Genomic DNA, 22,147 nt, shown 5'->3' with positions numbered 1-22,147 from the left:
CCCGGAACGCAAAGCCGATAGAGCCTCCCGCATCGCGTTTTTGATCATTCGTGACACCTGTCGCTTTTTGGGATCGGCCCATTGCCAAAGTGGTCGATGCGTCTAATGTCGCCCATGTTTTGCCGATCGCAACGGAATCATATCATGCAGAAATTTGCCGCATCCGCGCTTGCCTTCACGCTCTTCCAGTTTTCGCTCGGTGCGCATATGGCGCTGGCCGCCGATGCGACGACGCCGGTCAAGGTGATCATGGACGCAACCGTCTCGAACTGGGCGGGCGGCGACAGCGATTGGCAGGATATTTTCGGCGACGACAAGCTCAAGGATGTCTACAGCAAGGATTTCGTCGCCAAATACCAGGCGGCAGCGCAGTTTCCCGCAGCGGACGAGGATGGGATTTCTCCGTTCGACTATGACGTCATTGTCAATGCGCAGGATGCCTGTCCGCTGGAGGATGTGAAGATCACCGCCCAGCCGCCCAAGAACAATGCCACGGAGGTGCTGGCGACCTTCAAGAAGTCCACCTGCATGGGCTCCGATGCCGACTATCAGAAGGTGACGACGGTGCGCTTCGAGGTCATCGAAGAGGGTGGCAGACCAGTCGTCGACGATATCGTCACGAACGACGACAACGGCAATCCGAGCTCGCTGAAGAGCGTGATGCAGGATCTCGTCAAGCAACAGCAGCAACAGCCTGCCGATCAGAAACAGCAATCCACGGACCAGCAACAGCCGGCCAAGCCGTAACAATCGGGCACGCTTCATCCCGCCATCGTGCGTAAAAACCTTGCCGATTGCGGCCTGTCTCGCTATTGCGACCCCGGAGCCGGATGATTTCAGGTCGAACAGACCTGAAATCATCCGGCTCCGGAATCAGGAAAATAGAGCATGATGTCGTGCGAAAACCGCTAGCACTTTTCGGCATCATGCTCGAATTGGCGCGACTGGGCTCGCGCGCGGAGATTTAGGCATCATGGCAGGCACGAATAGCGAGCGTCAACTTCTGGCCGAGGGGCCGGCCGTCATTCTGGTCGAGCCGCAGATGGGTGAGAATATCGGCATGGTAGCTCGCGCCATGGCGAATTTCGGGCTTGTCGAGCTGCGTCTCGTCAATCCGCGTGATGGCTGGCCGAACGAGAGGGCGCAGGCGACGGCCTCAAAGGCGGATCACATTATCGAGGCGACGAAGGTCTACGAGACGCTGGAGCAGGCGATAGCAGACCTCAATTTCGTCTATGCGACAACAGCGCGCGAGCGTGATGGTTATAAGCCGGTGCGTTCGCCTGTCGTTGCCGCCGAGACGCTTCGCGCAAAGTTCAAGGCGGGCGAGGGCACCGGCATTCTCTTCGGGCGCGAGCGCTGGGGACTGACGAACGAGGAAGTGGCTTTGGCCGACGAGATCGTCACCTTTCCGGTCAATCCCGCTTTCGCGTCTTTGAACATCGCCCAGGCCGTGCTGCTGATGTCCTATGAGTGGATGAAGTCGGGCATGGAAGATCTGGGTGCCGTGCCTTTCCAGGCAATCGAGCAGAGGCCTTCGACAAAGGATCAGCTTTTCGGCCTTTTCGACCAGTTGGAGGAGGCGCTGGATGCGCGCAATTATTTCCATCCTGCCGGGAAAAAGCCGAAAATGGTCGACAATCTCCGGGCCGTCCTCTCGCGCCGGGCGTTCACCGAACAGGAAATCAGCGTCCTTCGCGGGGTGATCTCGTCCCTCGATCGATTCACGCGGAAGTCTCCGCGCGGCAGCGGCTCGCATCCCCGGCCCAGCAAGACGTCCTCCAAAGCGCCCAAGGAAACCACCAGCGATGACAGCAGCGGCGAATGAGCTGAAACCGGTCCTTGTCTTCGATTCAGGGATCGGCGGTTTGACTGTTCTGCGGGAAGCGAGGGTGCTGATGCCGGAACGCGGTTTCATCTATGTCGCCGACGATGCCGGCTTTCCTTATGGCGGCTGGGAAGAGCCAGCGCTGAAGCAGCGCATCGTCGATCTCTTCGCAAAGCTACTAACGCAATATGATCCGGAAGTCTGCATCATCGCCTGCAATACGGCCTTCACCCTTGTCGGCGCCGATCTGCGGGCAGCCTTTCCAGCGATGACGTTCGTCGGGACGGTACCAGCGATCAAGCCGGCTGCGGAGCGCACGCGTTCGGGCCTGGTTTCGGTGCTGGCGACGCCAGGCACCGTCAAGCGTGCTTACACGCGCGACCTGATCCAATCTTTCGCCACCCAATGTCATGTCCGGCTTGTCGGATCGGAAAATCTGGCCCGCCTGGCGGAGAGCTATATTCGCGGCGATGCGATTGCCGACGATGCTGTCATGACGGAGATCGACCAATGCTTCGTCGAGATGGATGGCCGCAAGACCGATATCGTCGTGCTCGCCTGCACGCATTATCCTTTCATGGCCAATATCTTCCGCAGGCTCGCGCCGTGGCCGGTCGACTGGCTGGATCCCGCAGAAGCAATCGCAAGGCGCGCGCGCAGCCTGGTGCCGCAGGCAGCCGATGCGGTTCATCCCGACAATTTCGACTTTGCAGTGTTCACCTCCGGTGCGCCGGATTTCCCCACCCGCCGGCTGATGCAGGGCTTTGGGCTCAAGGCTTGATGATGACTGATAAGATTTCGCTGCGTAAACTCAATTTCGCGGACATGCCGGCGGCTGCTGCCATTCACCGTGCATCCTTCAACGAGCGGCTGCCGACGCTTGTCGGGCTCCATACGCCGGAAGAGGATGCCGGATTCTGGAGTGCTGTCGTCTATAGGGATTGCCAGATCTGGGGCGCGGAAGAGGGCGGTCGACTCGTCGGCGTCATTGCCTTTCTCGAGGATTGGATCGACCAGCTCTACGTTCTGCCTGAGGCGCAGGGGCGCGGCATCGGCAGTCGCCTGCTCGATGTCGCCAAGTCGGCCTATCCGGTGCTCTCGCTCTGGACATTCCAGAGAAATGAACTGGCTCGCCGCTTTTACTTGAAACACGGCTTCTTCGCGGTTGACGAGTCGGACGGGGCAGGCAATGAGGAAAAGGAGCCGGATGTGCTTTACAAATGGGAAGCACGCTTGCACCGGCTTTGATGCAAGACCGGTCTTAATTGCGGGATTAGCGGGAGTTCGATAGTTGATGTCTTTTGAGAATGTCGAGGCAAGCCATGCGTCTGCGTGAGTGCCACAACTTCCATGATTTTCGCCTCCTTGCGAAAAAACGTCTTCCGGGTCCGATCTTCAACTATATCGACGGCGCAGCTGACGATGAGGTGACGCTGCGGCGAAACACGTCGAGCTTCGAAAGCTGCGATCTCGTTCCCAACGTCCTGCGTGGTGTCAGCGAGATCGACATGTCTGTTACCGTCATGGGACAAAAGCTCGCAACGCCCTTTTATTGCTCGCCGACGGCGCTGCAGCGGCTGTTCCATCACCAGGGCGAGAATGCGGTCGCTGCCGCGGCCTCGTCGCTCGGCACGATGTTCGGTGTCTCTTCGCTCGGCACCGTCAGCGTCGAGGAAATCCGCAAGAAGTATTCAGGACCGCAGGTCTACCAGTTTTATTTCCATAAGGACCGCGGGCTGAACCGGGCGATGATGGAGCGGGCGAAGGAAGCCGGCGTCAACGTGATGATGCTAACCGTCGACAGCATCACCGGCGGCAACCGCGAGCGCGATCTTCGCACAGGTTTTTCTATTCCGTTCAAGCTCAATCTGGCCGGCATCACTCAGTTCGCCATCAAGCCAGCCTGGGCGCTGAACTATCTCACGCACGAGAAATTCCGTCTGCCGCAGCTCGATGAGCATGTGGATATGAGCGGTGGTGCCATGTCGATTGGCAAGTATTTCACCGAGATGCTCGATCCGTCGATGAACTGGAACGACGTCGCCGAAATGGTGAAGCACTGGAACGGGCAGTTCTGCCTGAAAGGCATCATGTCGGTTGAGGACGCCAAGCGTGCGGTCGACATCGGATGCACCGGTATCGTTCTGTCGAACCATGGCGGCCGGCAATTGGACGGCTCGCGTTCCGCATTCGATCAACTGGCCGAGATCGTCGACGCCGTCGGCCACCGCATCGATGTCATGATGGATGGCGGCATTCAGCGCGGCACGCATGTACTGAAGGCGCTGTCGCTCGGTGCCAAGGCGGTTGGTCTCGGCCGCTTCTACCTCTATCCGCTGGCCGCTGCCGGTCAGGCGGGCGTAGAGCGCGCGCTACGGCATCTGCGCACCGAGGTCGAGCGCGACATGAAGCTTATGGGCTGCACCTCGGTCAGCGAGCTATCGCGGGCAAACTTGCGGTTCCGCTGACATCACAATCGCCTGTGGGTTTTTTCAATCCGCGGGCGCGAAGCTTGGAAATCTTTGCTAGACGGAGGCGCGTCCTTTCAGAAAGATGGGACGCATCAGCGTTTGATTCTTGATCATATAGGGGAAGTGCATTGCAGGTCGGCATCGACATGGGAACGGCGTCCGGCGGGACCAGCGCCCAGCTCGATATCGAGGAGCTGCTGGCGACGCGTCTCCTGGTACAAGGCAATTCCGGCTCCGGAAAATCGCATCTCTTGCGACGGCTGCTCGAGCAATCCGCACAATGGGTGCAGCAGGTCATCATCGATCCCGAAGGCGATTTCGTCACGCTGGCCGACAAGTTCGGGCACGTCGTCGTCGATGGCGAGCGCACGGAAGCGGAGCTTGCCGGTATAGCCAACCGCATCCGCCAGCATCGCGTCTCCTGCGTGCTGACGCTGGAGGGGCTCGATATCGAGCAGCAGATGCGTGCCGCCGCCGCCTTCCTGAACGGCATGTTCGATGCCGATCGTGAATTCTGGTATCCGGTGTTGGTCGTGGTCGATGAGGCGCAGATGTTCGCGCCCTCGGTCGGTGGCGACGTTTCGGAAGATGCGCGCAAGATGTCGCTCGGCGCCATGACCAACCTGATGTGCCGCGGCCGAAAGCGCGGTCTGGCCGGCGTCATCGCCACGCAGCGCCTGGCGAAGCTCGCCAAGAACGTTGCGGCCGAGGCCTCTAATTTCCTGATGGGCCGTACCTTCCTCGATATCGATATGGCGCGCGCAGCCGACCTTCTCGGCATGGATCGCAGGCAGGCGGAAATGTTCCGCGACCTGAAGCGCGGCAATTTCGTCGCACTCGGGCCGGCACTTTCGCGTCGTCCGCTGCCGATCGCGATTGGCACGGTAGAGACCTCGGCGCGCTCTTCCAGCCCGAAGCTGATGCCGCTGCCGGATGCGCCGCAGGACGTGGAAGATCTGATCTTCACGCCGGATCCCGAAGAATTTACACGACCCGCCGTTCGCCGCGCCACGCCGGCGCCGCGTCCGACGACCGACATCCTGGCCGAGCTTTCGCGCTCCGTGCCGGCGGCTGGCCCAGTTACGACGGAGCCGAAGACCAGTCAGCCGGAAATATCGAGCGAGGATCGCGAGGCGAGGGTCGGCGCCGTGCTCTCCGAGATCCTTGACGATCCAGCGTCAGGCTTCCGCACAGATTCGGTGCTCTATCAGGAATTTCTCGTGCGGCTGCGCATGCGCCGCGTTCCCGGCGCACCGATGAGCCTGTCGGAGTTTCGTCGCCGCGTAGCGATCGCGCGCTCCGGCGCCGATGACGAGATCATGGCAACCGAGCAATGGGCGACAGCGCTCACGCTTTCCTCCAGCGTCACCGATGATCTGCAGGGCGTTTTCCTGATGCTGGCGAAGGCCGCCATCAGCGGTGAGCCATGCCCGTCCGACGCCCGCATCGCCCGCGCCTACGGCACGCATTCGGCTCGCCGCGCGCGCCGTCTCCTCAGTTATTTCGAGGAACAGGGCAGCGTCGTCGTCCACACGGATTTCTCCGGCAAGCGCATCGTCGCCTTCCCGGATATGGGATGCCAGACCGCTCCGGGCGATGCCAATGCGCCCGATCTGGATGGCGGCGAGCAGGCAGCTGCGGAATAGCTGCCCTATTCTCGTTGAAGAGCGCTTGGCGCTGTTGACATTTTCATGACGACCGCTTAGAGACCGCCTCAACGCCGGGCAGAAATGTCCGGTGTTTCATTTGACATGTCCCGTGGCTTTCTCCGTTCGCTAACGTGAGAAGCCTGTCAGAGCTCGAAAACGGAGTTCAGAGGAGGGCGTGTTTCCTTCGCGGTTCGGCAACGAGCCGCCATAACACTTGAAAGGAAATGCGATGAGCAAGCGCGAATCGTCCAAGTATAAAATTGACCGCCGTATGGGCGAAAACATCTGGGGCCGTCCGAAGTCCCCGGTTAACCGTCGCGAATACGGCCCGGGCCAGCACGGCCAGCGCCGCAAGGGCAAGCTCTCGGACTTCGGTGTGCAGCTGCGCGCCAAGCAGAAGCTGAAGGGCTACTACGGCGACCTGCGCGAGAAGCAGTTCCGCGCCATCTTCGCTGAAGCTGACCGTCGCAAGGGCGACACCTCGGAAAACCTGATCGGCCTGCTCGAATCGCGCCTCGACGCGATCGTCTACCGCGCCAAGTTCGTTCCGACCGTCTTCGCAGCTCGTCAGTTCGTCAACCATGGCCACGTCACGGTAAACGGCGTTCGCGTCAACATCGGTTCGTACCGCTGCAAGGCTGGCGACGTTATCGAAGTTCGCGAAAAGTCCAAGCAGCTCGTAACCGTTCTGGAATCGATTTCTCTCGCTGAGCGTGACGTTCCGGACTACATCGAAGCCGACCACAACAAGATGGTTGCGACCTTCGCTCGCGTTCCGGCTCTCGGCGACGTACCGTACGCCGTTGTCATGGAACCGCATCTTGTCGTCGAATTCTATTCGCGTTAATAAGCGGATAACTTTCTTGATGAATGAAAAAGCCGCTCGTTTCGAGCGGCTTTTTTGTCTTTGGAGCGCCGCATGACGGATTTGCAGGCAATTCTCGATGGCATTCATGCTGAGCTTTCGCCGCGCATCGGCGAGGGCAAGGTCGCCGACTACATTCCGGAGCTGGCAAAGGTCGATCCGAAGCAGTTCGGCATGGCGATCGCCACGGTCAACGGCGATGTCTATAGCATCGGCGATGCCGCAATTCCTTTTTCCATCCAGAGTATCTCGAAGGTCTTCATGCTGACGCTGGCGCTCGGAAAGGTCGGGGAAAGCCTCTGGAAGCGTGTGGGGCGCGAACCTTCGGGCACGGCGTTCAACTCCATCGTTCAGTTGGAGCGGGAGGAGGGCATACCGCGCAATCCCTTCATCAATGCGGGTGCGATCGCCATCAGCGATATCGTATTGGCGGGGCACGAGCCACGGGAGGCAATTGGCGAGCTGCTGCGCTTCGTACGCTATGTGGCCGACGACGAGACGATCAGTATCGACGATAGGATTGCGCGTTCGGAGACGCAGACGGGTTATCGCAATTTCGCTCTGGCGAATTTCATGCGTGCCTATGGCAATATCCATCATCCGGTGGAGCACGTGCTCGGCGTCTATTTCCATCAATGCGCGCTTGCGATGAGCTGCCAGCAGCTTGCCAAGGCTGGGCTCTATCTCGCCGCGCGCGGCAGCAACCCGATCACCGGGCATTCCGTCGTCTCGCCGAAGCGGGCGCGGCGCATCAATGCGCTGATGCTGACATGCGGCCACTATGACGGCTCGGGCGACTTCGCCTATCATGTCGGCCTGCCGGGCAAGAGCGGTGTTGGCGGCGGCATTCTGGCCGTGGCGCCGGGCATCGGCTCGATTGCCGCCTGGTCGCCGGGCTTGAACAAGGTCGGTAATTCGCAGCTCGGCGCGGTCGCGCTGGAGATGCTGGCGGCGCGCACCGGCTGGTCGGTGTTTGGTGATTGATACGGTGTTTTCTTGCCACGCATTCTGCTATCAGCGTGGCGAGATCCTACCGCGCCGCGCGTCCTATGGGATGTGCAAGGGACGCGGTAGCACTTTTAATCTGCGCATAACCCCTTCAATCGAGTGGGATTGAAGGGGTTATGTGCCGGGGATTACGAGATGAATATCGCAACGACTGTCGCGGACGAGATCGATGTTGAGGAAGGCGGCTCTGCCGTCCATCCGATGTTTTCCGATGCGCCGCGCTCCGTCTCCTTCAACAAGCTTCGCAAGCGCCTGTTGCGGCAGGTGCGTCAGGCTCTGGAGGATTTCCAGATGCTGAAGGGGCAGAAGCGCTGGTTGGTCGGCCTGTCCGGTGGCAAGGATTCCTATGGGCTGCTCTCGCTCCTGCTCGATCTGAAATGGCGGGGCCTGCTGCCGGTGGAGTTGATCGCCTGCAATCTCGATCAAGGTCAGCCGAATTTCCCGAAACATATACTGCCCGAATATCTCACCAAGATCGGCGTCGCACATCGCATCGAATATCGCGACACATACTCGATCGTGAAGGAGAAGGTGCCCGAGGGGGCCACCTACTGCTCGCTCTGTTCGCGCCTGCGTCGCGGCAATCTCTATCGCATCGCCCGTGAAGAGGGTTGTGACGCCCTGGTGCTTGGCCATCATCGCGAGGATATTCTCGAAACCTTCTTCATGAACTTTTTCCATGGCGGTCGGCTGGCCTCCATGCCGGCGAAGCTTCTGAACGACGAGGGCGACCTGATGCTGCTGCGCCCGCTCGCCTATGCCGCGGAAGATGATCTCGCCAAGTTCGCTACTGCCATGCAGTTTCCGATCATTCCCTGCGATCTCTGCGGCTCACAGGACGGATTGCAGCGCAATGCCATGAAGGACATGCTCGCCGATATCGAGCGGCGCATGCCGGGCCGCAAGGACACGATGCTGCGTGCACTGGCGCATGTGAACCCGTCGCATCTGCTCGACCCGAAGCTCTTCGATTTCGCCGGCCTGATGACTCAGGGATCTTCGGCCAGGAGAACGGACGTCGAATAGGCATTTCGCCATACCACTGTCATCGAATCGGGCATAAGAGGAGGCCCTTCCAAATCAAAGGCTTCCGATGACTTTCTCCGATACAGATTTCGACTACCTGACGACGATCGTTGCCGAAGCAGCGGCTAAGGAAATCCTGCCGCGTTTCCGCAATTTGAGCACCGACGACATATCGGAAAAAACCTCGGCCATCGATCTGGTGACGGAGGCCGATCTGCTTGCCGAGAAACATATTACCGCGGCATTAAAAGCGCGCTTTCCGACAGCGCTGATCGTCGGAGAAGAGGCCTATGAGGCCGATAAGTCCGTCGTGCCGGCATTGGCAGACGCAGAGCTCGCCTTTACCATCGATCCAGTGGACGGCACATTCAATTTCGCGGCAGGGCTCCCGGTGTTCGGCACGATCGTCGCCGTTGTTGCGAATGGTCAGACGATTGCCAGTGTCATCCACGATCCCGTACTCGGGGATACGATTACCGCGGCGCGTGGCGCTGGTGCCTTTCTCCGCCGGCCAACAGGGCAGGCGAGGCGACTTTCAGTTGCTCCCGCCGCCCCTTTGAGTGCCATGACGGGGGCGATATCCTGGGGGTACATGGACGAGCCGGACCGAACCCGAATCACGACGAATCTCGCCAAGACGCGCATAGCTTTCGCATTGAATTGCTCCGCCTACGAATATTGGATGGTGGCATCCGGCAAATGGCATTTTATCAGCCATTCCAAGCTGATGCCCTGGGATCATCTTGCCGGGGTACTGGTACATCAGGAGGCTGGGGGTTATACGGCGAAATTCGACGGCACGCCTTACCGGCCCGGTGAGACCACCGGCGGCATCATTTCCGCGCCGGACGAGGATAGCTGGCACATAATTCGCCGGGAAATCATCGGCGCCTGACAGGAAAGGACCAAATCATGACTTCGCTCGTTGACGTTACTACACTTGCCCATGTGTTGCGCCGTGCGGCTCAGACGGAGATCCTGCCGCGTTTCCGCAGGCTTGGCAGTGATGACGTCCGCGCCAAGAGCGAAGCCACCGATCTGGTGACCGAAGCTGACGAGCGCGCCGAACGCATGGTGAAGGCGGAGGTGTCGCGGCTTTGGCCGGAAGCTCTGTTTATCGGCGAGGAATCCGTCGCTGCCGATCCCGCACTCCTCAACAAATTGCAGGATGCGGATCTCGCCATCATCGTCGACCCGGTGGACGGTACCTTCAATTTTGCGGCTGGCATCCCGGCCTTCGGCGTCATGGCTTCCGTCGTCTCGAAGGGTGAGACCGTCGCCGGCATCATCTTCGATCCGATGGGCGACGACTGGGTGCTGGCGGAACGCGGCAGCGGCGCCTGGCTGCGCCGGCCTGATGGCGAGATGCTGCGTCTCAACGTGACTCAGCCGGTCGTACTGGAAGAGTTGGTCGGCATGGCAGCCACCGGCTATCTGCCCAAGGAGAAGCGTGCCGAGATCATGGGCAATCTCGCCAAGGTACGCTACGCGACCAGCTATCGATGCGCGGCACATGAATATCGCACGCTTGCCGGCGGTCATGTGCATTACCTGATGTACAACAAGCTGATGCCCTGGGACCATCTGGCAGGATCGCTGATTTCGCAGGAAGCGGGTGCCTATGTGCGCCGTTTCGACGGGTCGCCCTATCTGCCGCGTCATCTCGATGGCGGGCTGCTGGTTGCCGTGGACAAGGATACCTGGGAGTTGCTGCGGCGTGAGGTCTTCACCATTTAAGGTGAGCGGATCGACCTGATAATCGCCGCTGCTACTTGGAAAGTGGTATCTGGAAAGCTATCTTTTTGGCAACAGGCGGGAGCCTTGGTGGGCGCCTGCTGCGGGGATGAGGTCGATGTCCGAAACAAGCCGCAAGCTGACTACCATTTTCTGCGCCGATGTGCAGGATTACACTCGTCTCATGGGGAAGGATGAGGAGGGCACGCTCGAAACCCTCCGGCGTTACCGCGATGCGATGAAGCGGCTGATAGAGGCGCATGGCGGCCGGGTGATCAACACCTGGGGCGACGGCGTCTTTGCCGAGTTTCCGAGCGTTGTCGAAGCGGTGCGGGCGGCAATCGACGTTCAGAATGAATTGGCTGGATACAACGCAGCCATGGATCCCGAAAAGCAGATGCTCTTCCGCATCGGTCTTAACCTCGGCGATGTCATCGCCGATGGCAATGATCTCTATGGCGACGGCGTCAATATTGCCGCCCGTCTGCAATCGCGCGCGGCTGCCGGCGGCATCGTCATTTCCAACACGGTTTACGATCAGGTCCGCAACAAGGTCGCAGTCGGTTTCGATTTTCTCGGTCAGTTGGATGTCAAGAATATCGAGGGCGGCGTGCCGAGCTATGCGGTTCGAGTCGGTGGTGTGCAGGTCGCCGATACCGCTGCGGACTATCGGCCGGCGCCTGAACCCGTCCGGGCACCTGATGTTGCCGCCAGCGAACCTGCGCTGCAAGACTGGCGGCGCAGCTACGGCGTGCCATTTGTCGTTGCCATCGGCCTTGCGGCATTCAATGGGCTGAACTGGCATGGAGAGTTCTGGGCCAAGTGGCCGATACTCGCGCTTGTCTGGGTGGCTGCGCTTCGCTTCGTGCGAAGCAACAAGCAGATCGATATGGCCATTGCCGGTCTTGCCATTACCGGCGTTGGCTTCGTCATGATCAATCTTTTCACCTGGCATGGAACGCCATGGGCGATCTGGCCCTTGTTCGTGCTCGCCATCGCGGCTGCGGTGCGTTGGGTCAGCCGCCCACGCAGACGCGTGTAATCCGGGGAGTCACGCCGTTCAGACGTGACCCATGCCGGGTTCCAGCGCCGGCGTATCGCCGGGATGGGTGAAGAGCTTGCCGCGCTCGGCCCATAGTGTCGCCAGGATCGACAGTATGCCGAATATGGTGAAGCCGGCGATCATCGGCTGGGCAGTGCCATCGAACATCTGACCGACAATGCCGCCGAGAACGACGCCGCCGGTGGTTGAGATTGAGCTGGTGATGGCGGCTGCCGTGCCTGCGAGGTGTCCCATCGGCTCCAGGCTGATCGCCATGCAGTTGGTGGTAATGACAGCAAACATCATCAGCATGATCGAGATCAACACATAGATGAATGCGAAGCTCGGCTGGCCGAACACGCCGACAACGTAACCGAGAACGCCCAGAAGGGTGAAGAGGATCATGGCGGCGTGGGAGATGCGCCGCATGCCGAAGCTGCGGACGAAATAGCCGTTGGCGAACTGTGCCACCGCCGTCCCGGCTGCCGTCGCCGCGAAAGCGATCGGGAACCAGTCGCCCAGGCCGTAGACCTCGCCGAAAACCTGCTGCACGGAGACGATGTAGGCACAAATGACGCCGGTATAGAGCGTCAGGCCGATCATGTAGCCGCAGGTGATGCGGTTCGTCAGGACCGTCTTGAAGCCGGAGAGGACGGAAGCGACCGAAAGCGGCAAGCGCTCTTCGACCGGAAGCGTTTCCTTCATGCGGAAGACGGCGACGAAGAACAGGCCGGCACAGATGATTCCGAGAAGGATGAAGATCCACTGCCAGTTGGAATAGGCGACGATCACCTGACCGAGGAAAGGCGCGACCATCGGCATGATCATGAAGACGATCATGACATAGGACATAACGCGCGCCATTTCGCGGCCGCCGAAGCAATCGCGGACGATGGCAAGGGTGGTGATGCGCACGGCTGCGGCGCCAACGCCCTGCGCGAAACGCAAGGTGAGCAAGGCAAAGAGACTGCCGCTCCAGGCCGCCGCAAACAGCGTTACTGTATAGAAGGCAAGGCCACCGAGCAGAATGCGGCGGCGGCCATAGGTGTCCGACAGGCTGCCGAAGAAGAGTTGGCAGATACCGAAGCCGAGGAAGTAGACGCCGATGACCAGCTGCGTGTCATTGGGGTTGGCGACTTGTAGGGACTGGCCGATGTTCGGGAGCGCCGGCAGCATGCTGTCGATGCCCAGTGAGATGCTCGCCGTCATCAGTGCGATCATGATGATGAACTCGACGATGCCGAGGCCGATGCGGCTGGAGCCGGATTTCGCCGGCATATGGTCTTGAGGCGGGGTCATATGAGTTTGCCTGTCAATGTAAAGCGAGGGATTGATCGGCCGGCGGCGGCGCATTGTGCTGACGGAACAGCTTGCCCTTTTCGGCGATCAGCACGAAGAAGACGCCGATGAGGGAAACGGTGAAGTAGCCGATGACCATCGGCGTTGCCGTGCCGTCGTAGAACTGACCGATGCAAGCGCCGATCGATGCGCCGCCGACCGTGCTCATGAAGCCGAGCACGGAAGAAGCCGTGCCGGCAACGTGGCCGAGAGGCTCCATCGCGAGAGAGTTGAAATTGGAACCGATCCAGCCGAACTGGAACATGGCCAATGCGAAAAATACCATGAACAGCGGGAAGGGCATCGGCGACGGTCCATAAAGCTGCACCAGCAGCCAACAGAAGGTGATGGCGACAAAGCCGAGCAGGGCCGTGTGCGACAGCCGGCGCATGCCGAACCGGCCGACGAACTGCGAGTTGACGAAGGACGACAGGGCCATGAACAGCGCCACGCCGCCGAACGCCAGCGGCGTGTAGACGCCGAGGCCGTAGATATTGTTATAGATCTGCTGAGCGGAATTGATGAAGCCGAACAGCGCGCCGAACAGGAACGTGCTGGCAATGGTGTAACAGAGCGCGACACGGTTCGTCAGAACCATCTTGAAGCCGGATACGACGGATTTGACGGTGAGCGGGCGCACATTTTCCGGCTTCAGCGTCTCGGGAAGCCGGAAATACATCCATGCTCCCACGAGCATCGCCATGACGCCGATGAAGACGAAGATCATATGCCAGGTGCTGACCAGCATGATGATCTGGCCGCTCCCCGGCGCGATGACCGGGACGATCATGAACACCATCATGATCAACGACATCACCTCGGCCATCAGGCGGCCGCCGAAGACGTCGCGGACGATGGAAATGGTGATGACGCGCGTTGCCGCCGAGCCCAGACCCTGGATGAAGCGCAGAGCGAGCAGACCGGCAAAGGACGGTATCATTGCGATGCCGAAAGCCGAGACGACGTAGATCGTAAGGCCGATCAACAGCGGCATACGGCGGCCGAAGCGGTCCGACACGGGACCGTAGACGAGTTGCGCTGCACCGAAGCCGATCAGATAGGCCGTCACCACGTATTGGCGGTGATTCTCGTTTAGAACGCCAAGACTGGAACCGATCTGCTGCAATGCAGGGAGCATGATGTCGATTGCAAGCGAATTGGTCGCCATCAGGAAGGCCGCGAGTGCGATAAACTCGCGCTTGCCCATGGGCAATTGCCCATGGGACAGAGCCTGGGATGAAGTCGTCACGGTTTTATTCCCATAAACATATCAAGGCGCCGCTCGGTGGCAGCGCCTTATCGATCGAAGTGAACTATGGAAACCGGACGGGTAGCCCGGTGACCGATCAGGAAGCGGCGCGAACGCTGATGCCGTTTTCCTGGAAGTGCTGCTGCAACTCGCCCGCCTGGAACATTTCGCGCACGATGTCACAGCCGCCGATGAATTCGCCCTTGACGTAAAGCTGCGGGATGGTCGGCCAGTTCGAGTAGTCCTTGATGCCCTGACGGATTTCGGCGTCTGCGAGGACGTTGATGCCCTTATAGTCGACACCGATATAGTCGAGGATCTGAACCACCTGGCCCGAGAAGCCACACTGAGGGAACTGGGGCGTGCCTTTCATGAAGAGAACGACGTCGTTGCTCTTTACTTCGTTGGCGATGAATTCCTGAATGCCGCTCATTGTCCAGTTCCTTTCACATGCGGAGTCAAGATCCGCAGCGTTAAATCCGTTCCTTAAATAGCAAGCGACCGGCGCGATTTCCAGCCGCAAAACGTACGCGCCGTCTTTTTCGTCGCATGAATGATTCCGAGCGCCGTCGTTAAGGATCATGGCAAAATTCGTTCATTGGCAATGTTTCTTGAACAGTGCGTTTTGAAAACGCCACTTCAACTCGATCACTGAACAACGCATATAAATTAAATGCAAGGGACGATTAATATTAGGCTGCTATCTAATTTACATGCGGCCGGTTTGTTTGTTAAAGTTCGTCGATTGATGCGATTTGGCGCGTATCGGTCCCTTGTGAGCATACCACTGGCATTTTTAAGGGAGCGGACACCATGAGCCACCATCATTATTCTGAAGGGCAGGTTGGTGAGGAGCGAGAATTTTATAGCTCGGAGGATACGAGCGAAGGCGAGCGGGAATATTACGAGCACGTCCGCACGCCGAGAGCTTCGATCCTGAGCAGCACGGTGACTGTGAGTGCGATCGTGCTCATTCTCAGCATCGCCTTCGGCTATCGAGCCTCGATTGCCACGCCGTCGCCACCGGGCACGCCTACGATCGTCGAGAAGATCATGACCGCGCCACCGGCGGACTCTTGCGCTGAGGTTTCCCCCTATCCGCGCCGGGAGTGCTAAGACTGTTGCATCCCGCCTTGTCACCGACCGGTGCGATGACAAGGCGGGATGCCATAAGCCACGCGGTCCCGAGTACAGATCGGTAGTCCCCGAGAGTTTGATCCCATCTTTTTGTTTTTCGGATGATTTAAGGCGGCTTGCCATGAAAAAGCCGGCAGCCCATGGTGTTGGCGATCTTCGGTATCGATCGATGTACTGACGCGCCCCGGGAACTGACGACAATATGGATAGTATCAAGAAGAGGGTGGTTCTCCACTTCCCTGGCTTCGAGCCGTTGGATGCTGCGGCACATCGAGCCCGCTACGAGCGCTCGGCGCGGCAAAGCGCGGCCGTATGGGATTTTTCTGCCTCAGTCGACGAATTGAACAATTTAGGCCGGGCGCCGTATTTCGACGTTACCGCGACGGCGGCGGATTGGCGCACGCAAAGCCGCATTCACATTGTCGATCACAACGATCTGGTCGCTGCCCTGAACGGTAAACCGTTCTTCACGCGGCTGCTGCAGGGCTATCTGGCGGCCGCAAAGGTTGTTCTGACCGGTGGTATGGTCGGTTATTTTCGCCATGCATGGCGTTTCGGCCTGTTCTTCATCTTTCCGTTTCTGCTAATGCTGGCCGGGCTGCTGATCAGCCTCTCGATTGCCTTTGCACCATTCCTGCTTGGGCTGCCGGCCTGGAGCCATATCGGCAGCATCGCGCTGGCCGTTGCCTTTTTCGTCTATATCTTTCTGCCACAGGCCGAGAAGCTGCATACTCTGCATCTCTTTTCCGACTGGGGAATGGCCGTGGCGATGGCGGATCTGAACGGACTCGGCGCCGAACAATGGCTGGAGGCGAGCGCGATCAGCGTGCGCCAGGCGTTGGAAGAACCCGGTGTCGATGAATTCGTCATTTCCTCGCATAGCATGGGCTCGTCCGTCGCGACCCATGTCATCGGACTGCTGCTCGAGCGCGAGCCGGATCTGCTGCAGGGCAAGCGCGTGATATTCGCGACGCTTGGCAGCGCCATCCTGCAATGCGCGCTGATGCGCCCGGCATCGGTGCTGCGCTCACGCGTGGGGTTGGTCGCGCGCTGCAAGGAGATCTTCTGGCTCGACGTTCACTGTCTGACCGATGCGATCCACTTCTACAAGGCGAAGGTTGCCGCCGTTTGCGGGCATTCGGATGCCGAGCAGGCTTCGATCCTGTTCGTGCGCTTCAAGCATATGCTGACGTCGCAGCACTATACCAAGATCAAGCGCGATTTCCTGCGGGTCCACCGGCAATATGTGCTCGGTCCGGATGTTAAGGCCTCCTTCGACTTCACGCTGATGACGGCCGGTCCGTTACCGGCAGCACATTTCGCGGAGTTCTCACCGAAGAAGCTGCCGGAGCTGACGTTCAACTCCGGCGAAGAGGCGCAGGCGCTCTCAATCGGGCGCTGAGGTCTGCAGCGCAAGGGCGTGCAACACGCCGCCCATATTGCCCTTTAGGGCATCATAGACCATCTGGTGCTGTTGCACGCGGCTCTTGCCGCGGAAGGCTTCCGCGACAACTTCGGCGGCATAGTGATCGCCATCCCCGGCCAGGTCGCGAATCGTTACCCGGGCTCCGGGGATGCCGGCCTTGATCATGTCTTCGATATCGCCGGGGTTCATTGGCATAGGTAGTATACCTCGATCTTATTCAGCGGCAGCGAGAGCGCTGCCATCCATGAAGGCAGGAAACCACGATTCATGCGCTTCGCGCAACTGTTCAACCGGAAGCGTTAACAGGCCGTCGATGGCGAGCGCATCGCCTCCGACCGTGCCGAGGCGGCGGAAAGGTACGCCGGCGCTTTCGGCATTGATGCAGACGAAATCGGCGAGATCGGCCGGAACGGCGATGACGTAACGGGCCTGATCTTCACCGAAAAGCGCTGCATGCGCCACCGTCTTGCATTCTGCAAGGTCGATGCGCAGACCCTTGCGGGATGCCATCGCCATTTCGGCAAGCGCCAGCGCGAGGCCGCCAGACGAGATATCGTGGCAGGCCGTGACCTGGCCGTTGCGGATGGCGGAGCGGACGAAATCGCCGTTGCGGCGCTCTGCGAAGAGATCGACTTCCGGAGCCGGGCCATCGGTCGAGCCGAGAATATCGCGGAGATAGATCGAGGAGCCGAGATGGCTGCCGTCGACACCGATCATCACGACATGATCGCCTTCGGAAGCAGAGCCGATGCGGGCCATCGCCTTCCAGTCCGGCAGCAGGCCGACGCCGGCGATGGTGGGCGTCGGCAGGATCGCGACACCATTGGTTTCGTTGTAGAGCGAGACGTTGCCCGAGACGATCGGGAAATCGAGCGCGCGGCAGGCTTCACCGATGCCTTTGATCGCGCCGACGAGTTGACCCATGATCTCTGGCTTTTCCGGATTGCCGAAATTCAGGTTGTCGGTAGCCGCCAGGGGCTCGGCGCCGGTTGCCGTAATGTTGCGCCAGCATTCGGCCACGGCCTGCTTGCCGCCTTCGAACGGATCGGCTTCGACATAACGCGGGGTGACGTCGGAGGAGAAGGCCAGCGCCTTGTTCGGATGGCCTTCTACGCGCACGACACCGGCGTCACCGCCGGGAAGCTGCAGCGAATTGCCCTGGATCAGCGTGTCGTACTGCTCGTAGACCCAGCGGCGGCTGGACTGATTGGCAGAGCCGACCAGCGTCAGCAGCGCCTGACCGTAATCTTCCGGTGCTGCCACGAGATTGGCGGGCAGGGCTGCGCGCTTGTCGGATTCCCGCCATGGGCGGTCGTATTCCGGTGCCTGATCGCCGAGATCCTTGATCGGCAGGTTGGCGACTTCTACGCCCTGATGGATGACGCGGAAGCGCAGGTCGTCCGTCGTCTTGCCGACGATGGCGAAATCCAGGCCCCACTTGACGAAGATCGCCTTGGCGATGGCTTCCTTTTCCGGCTGCAGCACCATGAGCATGCGCTCCTGGCTTTCCGACAGCATCATTTCGTAAGCCGTCATCTGTTCTTCGCGCACCGGCACCTTGTCGAGATCGAGCTCGATACCGAGGTCGCCCTTGGCGCCCATTTCGACGGCGGAGCAGGTGAGGCCGGCTGCACCCATGTCCTGGATGGCGATGACGGCGCCCGTCTGCATCAGTTCCAGGCAGGCTTCCAGCAGGCACTTTTCGGTGAAGGGATCACCGACCTGAACGGTCGGGCGCTTTTCCTCGATCGATTCGTCGAATTCGGCCGAAGCCATGGTTGCGCCGCCGACGCCGTCACGGCCGGTCTTGGCGCCGAGATAGACGACAGGCAGGCCGACGCCCTTGGCTTCCGACAGGAAGATGGCGTTGGACTTGGCAAGGCCGGCCGCAAAGGCGTTGACCAGGATATTGCCGTTGTAGCGCGCATCGAACTCGACTTCGCCGCCGACCGTCGGCACGCCGAAGGAGTTGCCATAACCGCCGACGCCGGCGACGACGCCGGACACAAGATGGCGGGTCTTCGGATGGTCCGGTTCGCCGAAGCGCAGCGCGTTCATAGCAGCGACCGGGCGGGCGCCCATGGTGAAGACGTCGCGCAGGATGCCGCCGACGCCGGTCGCCGCACCCTGATAGGGCTCGATGTAGGACGGGTGGTTGTGGCTCTCCATCTTGAAGACGACACAGTCGCCATCGTCGATGTCGACAACGCCGGCATTCTCGCCGGGGCCCTGGATGACCCGCGCCCCCTTGGTCGGCAGTGTGCGGAGCCACTTCTTGGAGGACTTGTACGAGCAGTGCTCGTTCCACATGGCCGAGAAGATGCCGAGCTCGGTAAAGGACGGCTCGCGACCGATCAGATCCAGAATGCGCTGATATTCATCCGGCTTCAGGCCGTGGGCGGCAATCAGTTCGGGGGTGATCTGGATCGAATTGGAAATGGTCATGGGCGCTCGAGTGTCCTTGCCTGTAAAGGGTTTGAAGGCCGGTCAGGGATCGGGGTCTCTTTAGCGCAAGTCTCCCTGTCGTGCGACAGGAAAATCACCGCGTTCACAACACGCCGGTATTCACGACGGGGCCTGGGCAAGAACTACGCCCGTAGGTCGTCCAGGAAAGCGCCTTCTCACTGATGTTTCGATACATGGTCTACAAATCGGTCCAGCAGAGGCGTTGTTTGCTTCCTGTGCCAGCAAAGCCCGACCGGCCAAGTGGATTCCACGCCGGAAAGAGGTTGCTGACGGGTGCGGCCAGCCAATGCATTGACGCCGTGCCAAGGTAAGAATGCCGCTCCGAGCCCGGCAGCCACCACGGCATGCACGGTCAGAATATCTTCTGCATGTTGAACGATGCGCGGCTTGAAGCCGTTCGCCGCACACCAGCGGTTGACCTGCCCATCCAATCCCGGCCCACTAGACGGCGAGAGCGCCACGAAGCCAAGTTGGTTCAATGTCGACATTCGATCCGGGGCAGGGAACTCCACCTCGCGGGGGAGCACCAAGGCTAACTGCTCCTCGACGAGCGGCATGAAAGACAAGTCCTCGCTTTCCTCCGGCGCTCTGCAAAAGCCGACGTCGAGCCGGCCGCTCAGCAGGCGCTGATGCTGTTCTCGCGACGGCAAGTCATTGAGCGTGATCTGGCTGTCCGGTGTCGCCGCGCGAAATCCGGCGATCAGTTCCGGCGCGACGATGAGCGTCGAAACGCCAAAACCGATGTCCAGTTGCCCGTTCAGCCCGGCATTGGCGCGACGCATCTTGACATCGATATCCTCGCTGAGCCGCAGGAGCGCCCGCGCCTCCCGCTTCAGCAGCATTCCCAACGGCGTCAGTATCGCGCCATGCCGCCCGCGCTCAAACAGCGCTCCTCCGACACTCTCTTCCAATGCCTGTATCTGCTTGGACAGCGTCGATTGCGTGATGAACAGTTTCGCCGCGGTCTTGCCGTAGTGACCCGCATCCGCAAGCTCGATGAACGATCGTAGCAGCTTAAGTTCCATTCCAATTCCGAATATTTTTAATCCAAAGTTTCATTTTACAAAAGGATGCCGACGCAGTCAAATTATGACCAGGCACTTAATCGCCACAAGTCATCAGAGGCATCGGTCATGACATTCAAAGTTTCTTCCGTGCAGTTTCAGCACAAAGCCAGCGACAAGGCCTACAATCTCTCGCGGATCGCGCATTTCACCAATGAGGCCATTCTCGAGGGCAGCCAGCTCGTCGCGTTTCCCGAGATGTGCATCACCGGATATTGGCACGTCCCCAAGATGGATAGGGATGGCCTTTATGCGCTTGCCGAACCGCTTTCCGGCCCTTCGATTTCCTACGTCGCTGCCATGGCCCGCGAGAAAGGGATTGCGATCGGCGCCGGCTTCCTGGAACTGGCCGAGGATCAATCCTTGTACAACAGCTATGCCGTCTGCATGCCGGACGGGCAAGTTCATTGCCATCGCAAACTCCATGCCTGGGAGCATCGCCTCATTTCCAGCGGCAACGCCTACACGGTCTTCGATACGCCTTGGGGCGTCCGCGCAGGCATTCTGATTTGCTGGGATAACAATCTGATCGAAAACGCGCGCGCAAACGCTCTGCTTGGTGCGGAAATGCTGATCGCGCCTCATCAGGCTGGCGGAGGTTATTCCGTCAGTCCGCATGGAATGAAGCGAATTCCGGTCGAAAAATGGACCCGCCGTCACGAAGACCCCGAAGCCATCGAAGCCGAAATCCGAGGTCCCAATGGTCGCGAATGGTTCATGCGCTGGCTGCCGTCTCGCGCGCATGACAACGGGATGTTTCTGGTCTTCAGCAATGGTGTCGGCCAGGACGAGGATGAAGTGCGCACAGGCAACGCAACGATCCTCGATCCCTATGGCCGGATTCTGGTCGAGACTTGGCAGGCGGCCGACGCGATGGTGAGCACCGAGATCGATCTTGGTTTGCTCGACAAATGCACGGGGCAACGCTGGATTCGCGGTCGTCGCCCGGAGCTTTACGGTTGTCTGACGGAGCCTAATCCGCAGGGCCTTTCGCCGATGGACGCGCGGTTCTCCGATACCTCGACACGCAAGCCCTCACGCACAGACGAAACGTCGTAAGCGTCAATAGCAAGCTAAAGGAGACGCGGCCATTGCGGCCGCTCTCCGATCGTCAGAACTTGTAGCCGACCATGAGGCCGACACGCGTCATGCCGCCATTCGGACCGTCGCAAAGATTGGCGTGCGACGAATGGGCAACCTGCGCCATCATGTTCCAGTGACTGTCGAAATTGTATCCAAGGCCTGCATATTCGTGAAAGAGCAGGCGACAGCCAAGCATCGGGCCGTGGTCCTGCCAATCGTCGAGATTGCCGGTATGAACCGTTCCGCCGAAGCCGGCTTCCGCGAAAATGCCATTGCTGTTCGTCAGCGTCCAGGAAAGGCCGCCATAAACCTGCGTGGCGGAGCCCGCGGTGCCGATCGACGTTCCCAAATGGATACGTGGATGCGTCAGCTGATCTTTCCAGTTGTCGGTCGGATTGTAGCCGAACGGATTGAAGAGCACCTGGACATCCGGGAACACGCCATTTTCGTGGTCACGGCCACCCTGGATGGAGGCGCTCGCTCCGAAACGCAGTTCGTCGAAGATTTTCGGGCCAGAGGCGACCGCTACCTGATCAGCGGCAGTTGCGGCGGATGCCTCCGCAACAAATATGGCGCTGATTGCTAGAAAACTCGCTACTAAACCCTTACGCGAAACGCATGCTGAAATGCTGTCGATAGCCATGCACTCCCCCTGAATGGCGGGCGAATCCCTAAACATCCATAGAATGGTAGGGTGCTAGGTGTCGAGATGGCACGGCTGGAATTTCGCAAAATGCCTGTCGATAAACGAAGAGTCTTGC

Annotated in this window: 22 protein-coding genes; 15 read left to right on the top strand and 7 right to left on the bottom strand. The window is 59.8% G+C overall.

The genetic code is table 11. The features are described 5' to 3' along the window. The first annotated feature begins 144 nt into the window (after positions 1-144). The 12 genes from GA0061102_RS24200 to GA0061102_RS24145 all read left to right on the top strand — a co-directional run bounded on the left by GA0061102_RS24200 (position 145) and on the right by GA0061102_RS24145 (position 11,623). A complete protein-coding gene (locus GA0061102_RS24200) occupies positions 145-747 on the top strand; it encodes a hypothetical protein (RefSeq protein WP_208858702.1) in 603 nt (200 codons plus the stop codon). Positions 748-973: 226 nt separating this feature from the next. Then, positions 974-1,828, top strand: a complete 855-nt coding sequence (locus GA0061102_RS24195; protein ID WP_092853991.1) for an RNA methyltransferase — start codon at positions 974-976, stop codon at positions 1,826-1,828. Continuing rightward, positions 1,809-2,609 carry a glutamate racemase gene (gene murI / locus GA0061102_RS24190; protein WP_092853990.1) on the top strand — a complete coding sequence of 267 codons (801 nt, stop codon included), beginning with the start codon at positions 1,809-1,811 and terminating at the stop codon, positions 2,607-2,609. Before GA0061102_RS24195 ends, murI begins: the two co-directional genes overlap by 20 nt. A gap of 2 nt (positions 2,610-2,611) precedes the next feature. Then, positions 2,612-3,076, top strand: coding sequence for a GNAT family N-acetyltransferase (locus GA0061102_RS24185; protein ID WP_092854011.1), 465 nt, complete (start codon positions 2,612-2,614; stop codon positions 3,074-3,076). A 74-nt stretch (positions 3,077-3,150) separates the two neighbouring features. Beyond that, on the top strand, positions 3,151-4,296 hold the full coding sequence (locus tag GA0061102_RS24180) for an alpha-hydroxy acid oxidase (protein WP_092853989.1): 1,146 nt from the start codon (positions 3,151-3,153) through the stop codon (positions 4,294-4,296). Between the two features lie 131 nt (positions 4,297-4,427). After that, positions 4,428-5,945, top strand: coding sequence for a helicase HerA domain-containing protein (locus GA0061102_RS24175; RefSeq protein ID WP_092853988.1), 1,518 nt, complete (start codon positions 4,428-4,430; stop codon positions 5,943-5,945). A gap of 232 nt (positions 5,946-6,177) precedes the next feature. Then, on the top strand, positions 6,178-6,795 hold the full coding sequence (gene rpsD / locus GA0061102_RS24170; RefSeq protein ID WP_092853987.1) for a 30S ribosomal protein S4: 618 nt from the start codon (positions 6,178-6,180) through the stop codon (positions 6,793-6,795). 72 nt (positions 6,796-6,867) lie between these two features. Further along, a complete protein-coding gene (locus tag GA0061102_RS24165; RefSeq protein ID WP_092853986.1) occupies positions 6,868-7,797 on the top strand; it encodes a glutaminase in 930 nt (309 codons plus the stop codon). A 159-nt stretch (positions 7,798-7,956) separates the two neighbouring features. Continuing rightward, positions 7,957-8,847 carry a tRNA 2-thiocytidine(32) synthetase TtcA gene (gene ttcA / locus GA0061102_RS24160; protein ID WP_092853985.1) on the top strand — a complete coding sequence of 297 codons (891 nt, stop codon included), beginning with the start codon at positions 7,957-7,959 and terminating at the stop codon, positions 8,845-8,847. Positions 8,848-8,914: 67 nt separating this feature from the next. Continuing rightward, positions 8,915-9,742, top strand: coding sequence for an inositol monophosphatase family protein (locus GA0061102_RS24155; RefSeq protein WP_092853984.1), 828 nt, complete (start codon positions 8,915-8,917; stop codon positions 9,740-9,742). A 17-nt stretch (positions 9,743-9,759) separates the two neighbouring features. Beyond that, entirely contained in the window at positions 9,760-10,584 is an 825-nt protein-coding gene (locus GA0061102_RS24150) for an inositol monophosphatase family protein (RefSeq protein WP_092853983.1), read from the top strand. A gap of 115 nt (positions 10,585-10,699) precedes the next feature. Continuing rightward, a complete protein-coding gene (locus GA0061102_RS24145; RefSeq protein WP_092853982.1) occupies positions 10,700-11,623 on the top strand; it encodes an adenylate/guanylate cyclase domain-containing protein in 924 nt (307 codons plus the stop codon). Positions 11,624-11,641: 18 nt separating this feature from the next. Here the strand turns inward: GA0061102_RS24145 and GA0061102_RS24140 are convergent, their stop codons facing one another. From GA0061102_RS24140 to grxD, 3 genes are all read right to left on the bottom strand, one after another. Continuing rightward, positions 11,642-12,922 carry a multidrug effflux MFS transporter gene (locus GA0061102_RS24140; RefSeq protein WP_092853981.1) on the bottom strand — a complete coding sequence of 427 codons (1,281 nt, stop codon included), beginning with the start codon at positions 12,920-12,922 and terminating at the stop codon, positions 11,642-11,644. Between the two features lie 13 nt (positions 12,923-12,935). Beyond that, complete coding sequence (locus GA0061102_RS24135) at positions 12,936-14,168, bottom strand: multidrug effflux MFS transporter (RefSeq protein ID WP_092853980.1); 1,233 nt, start codon at positions 14,166-14,168, stop codon at positions 12,936-12,938. 139 nt (positions 14,169-14,307) lie between these two features. After that, positions 14,308-14,643, bottom strand: a complete 336-nt coding sequence (gene grxD / locus GA0061102_RS24130) for a Grx4 family monothiol glutaredoxin (protein WP_092853979.1) — start codon at positions 14,641-14,643, stop codon at positions 14,308-14,310. A 380-nt stretch (positions 14,644-15,023) separates the two neighbouring features. Between grxD and GA0061102_RS24125 the strand changes: the two genes are divergently transcribed. Next, on the top strand, positions 15,024-15,326 hold the full coding sequence (locus GA0061102_RS24125) for a hypothetical protein (RefSeq protein ID WP_092853978.1): 303 nt from the start codon (positions 15,024-15,026) through the stop codon (positions 15,324-15,326). Between the two features lie 223 nt (positions 15,327-15,549). Then, a complete protein-coding gene (locus GA0061102_RS24120) occupies positions 15,550-16,749 on the top strand; it encodes a hypothetical protein (RefSeq protein WP_092853977.1) in 1,200 nt (399 codons plus the stop codon). Here GA0061102_RS24120 and GA0061102_RS24115 read toward each other — a convergent pair. From GA0061102_RS24115 to GA0061102_RS24105, 3 genes are all read right to left on the bottom strand, one after another. Then, a complete protein-coding gene (locus GA0061102_RS24115) occupies positions 16,735-16,968 on the bottom strand; it encodes a BolA family protein (RefSeq protein ID WP_092853976.1) in 234 nt (77 codons plus the stop codon). The genes GA0061102_RS24120 and GA0061102_RS24115 overlap by 15 nt on opposite strands. A gap of 18 nt (positions 16,969-16,986) precedes the next feature. Beyond that, complete coding sequence (gene purL, locus GA0061102_RS24110; RefSeq protein ID WP_092853975.1) at positions 16,987-19,218, bottom strand: phosphoribosylformylglycinamidine synthase subunit PurL; 2,232 nt, start codon at positions 19,216-19,218, stop codon at positions 16,987-16,989. Between the two features lie 176 nt (positions 19,219-19,394). Then, complete coding sequence (locus GA0061102_RS24105; protein ID WP_092853974.1) at positions 19,395-20,264, bottom strand: LysR family transcriptional regulator; 870 nt, start codon at positions 20,262-20,264, stop codon at positions 19,395-19,397. Between the two features lie 108 nt (positions 20,265-20,372). Between GA0061102_RS24105 and GA0061102_RS24100 the strand changes: the two genes are divergently transcribed. Further along, complete coding sequence (locus tag GA0061102_RS24100; protein WP_092853973.1) at positions 20,373-21,362, top strand: nitrilase family protein; 990 nt, start codon at positions 20,373-20,375, stop codon at positions 21,360-21,362. 52 nt (positions 21,363-21,414) lie between these two features. Here GA0061102_RS24100 and GA0061102_RS24095 read toward each other — a convergent pair whose 3' ends face one another. Beyond that, complete coding sequence (locus GA0061102_RS24095) at positions 21,415-22,029, bottom strand: acyloxyacyl hydrolase (RefSeq protein ID WP_245298117.1); 615 nt, start codon at positions 22,027-22,029, stop codon at positions 21,415-21,417. Positions 22,030-22,147 lie beyond the last annotated feature (118 nt).

This window comes from Martinezella miluonensis, from assembly GCF_900094545.1.
GTDB lineage: Bacteria > Pseudomonadota > Alphaproteobacteria > Rhizobiales > Rhizobiaceae > Rhizobium > Rhizobium miluonense.
Note: the sequence above shows the minus strand (reverse complement) of the source record. Positions and strands in the feature narration are given on the sequence as shown.

Coding starts and splice junctions, on each gene's coding strand:
- GA0061102_RS24100 (WP_092853973.1), top strand. CDS start 20,373: ATGACATTCAAAGTTTCTTCCGTGCAGTTTCAGCACAAAGCCAGCGAC.
- GA0061102_RS24115 (WP_092853976.1), bottom strand. CDS start 16,968: ATGCCAATGAACCCCGGCGATATCGAAGACATGATCAAGGCCGGCATC.
- GA0061102_RS24185 (WP_092854011.1), top strand. CDS start 2,612: ATGACTGATAAGATTTCGCTGCGTAAACTCAATTTCGCGGACATGCCG.
- GA0061102_RS24140 (WP_092853981.1), bottom strand. CDS start 12,922: ATGACCCCGCCTCAAGACCATATGCCGGCGAAATCCGGCTCCAGCCGC.
- GA0061102_RS24095 (WP_245298117.1), bottom strand. CDS start 22,029: ATGGCTATCGACAGCATTTCAGCATGCGTTTCGCGTAAGGGTTTAGTA.
- GA0061102_RS24200 (WP_208858702.1), top strand. CDS start 145: ATGCAGAAATTTGCCGCATCCGCGCTTGCCTTCACGCTCTTCCAGTTT.
- GA0061102_RS24120 (WP_092853977.1), top strand. CDS start 15,550: ATGGATAGTATCAAGAAGAGGGTGGTTCTCCACTTCCCTGGCTTCGAG.
- GA0061102_RS24135 (WP_092853980.1), bottom strand. CDS start 14,168: ATGGGCAAGCGCGAGTTTATCGCACTCGCGGCCTTCCTGATGGCGACC.
- grxD (WP_092853979.1), bottom strand. CDS start 14,643: ATGAGCGGCATTCAGGAATTCATCGCCAACGAAGTAAAGAGCAACGAC.
- purL (WP_092853975.1), bottom strand. CDS start 19,218: ATGACCATTTCCAATTCGATCCAGATCACCCCCGAACTGATTGCCGCC.
- GA0061102_RS24165 (WP_092853986.1), top strand. CDS start 6,868: ATGACGGATTTGCAGGCAATTCTCGATGGCATTCATGCTGAGCTTTCG.
- rpsD (WP_092853987.1), top strand. CDS start 6,178: ATGAGCAAGCGCGAATCGTCCAAGTATAAAATTGACCGCCGTATGGGC.
- GA0061102_RS24105 (WP_092853974.1), bottom strand. CDS start 20,264: ATGGAACTTAAGCTGCTACGATCGTTCATCGAGCTTGCGGATGCGGGT.
- GA0061102_RS24125 (WP_092853978.1), top strand. CDS start 15,024: ATGAGCCACCATCATTATTCTGAAGGGCAGGTTGGTGAGGAGCGAGAA.
- GA0061102_RS24145 (WP_092853982.1), top strand. CDS start 10,700: ATGTCCGAAACAAGCCGCAAGCTGACTACCATTTTCTGCGCCGATGTG.
- GA0061102_RS24180 (WP_092853989.1), top strand. CDS start 3,151: ATGCGTCTGCGTGAGTGCCACAACTTCCATGATTTTCGCCTCCTTGCG.
- GA0061102_RS24150 (WP_092853983.1), top strand. CDS start 9,760: ATGACTTCGCTCGTTGACGTTACTACACTTGCCCATGTGTTGCGCCGT.
- murI (WP_092853990.1), top strand. CDS start 1,809: ATGACAGCAGCGGCGAATGAGCTGAAACCGGTCCTTGTCTTCGATTCA.
- GA0061102_RS24155 (WP_092853984.1), top strand. CDS start 8,915: ATGACTTTCTCCGATACAGATTTCGACTACCTGACGACGATCGTTGCC.
- GA0061102_RS24195 (WP_092853991.1), top strand. CDS start 974: ATGGCAGGCACGAATAGCGAGCGTCAACTTCTGGCCGAGGGGCCGGCC.
- ttcA (WP_092853985.1), top strand. CDS start 7,957: ATGAATATCGCAACGACTGTCGCGGACGAGATCGATGTTGAGGAAGGC.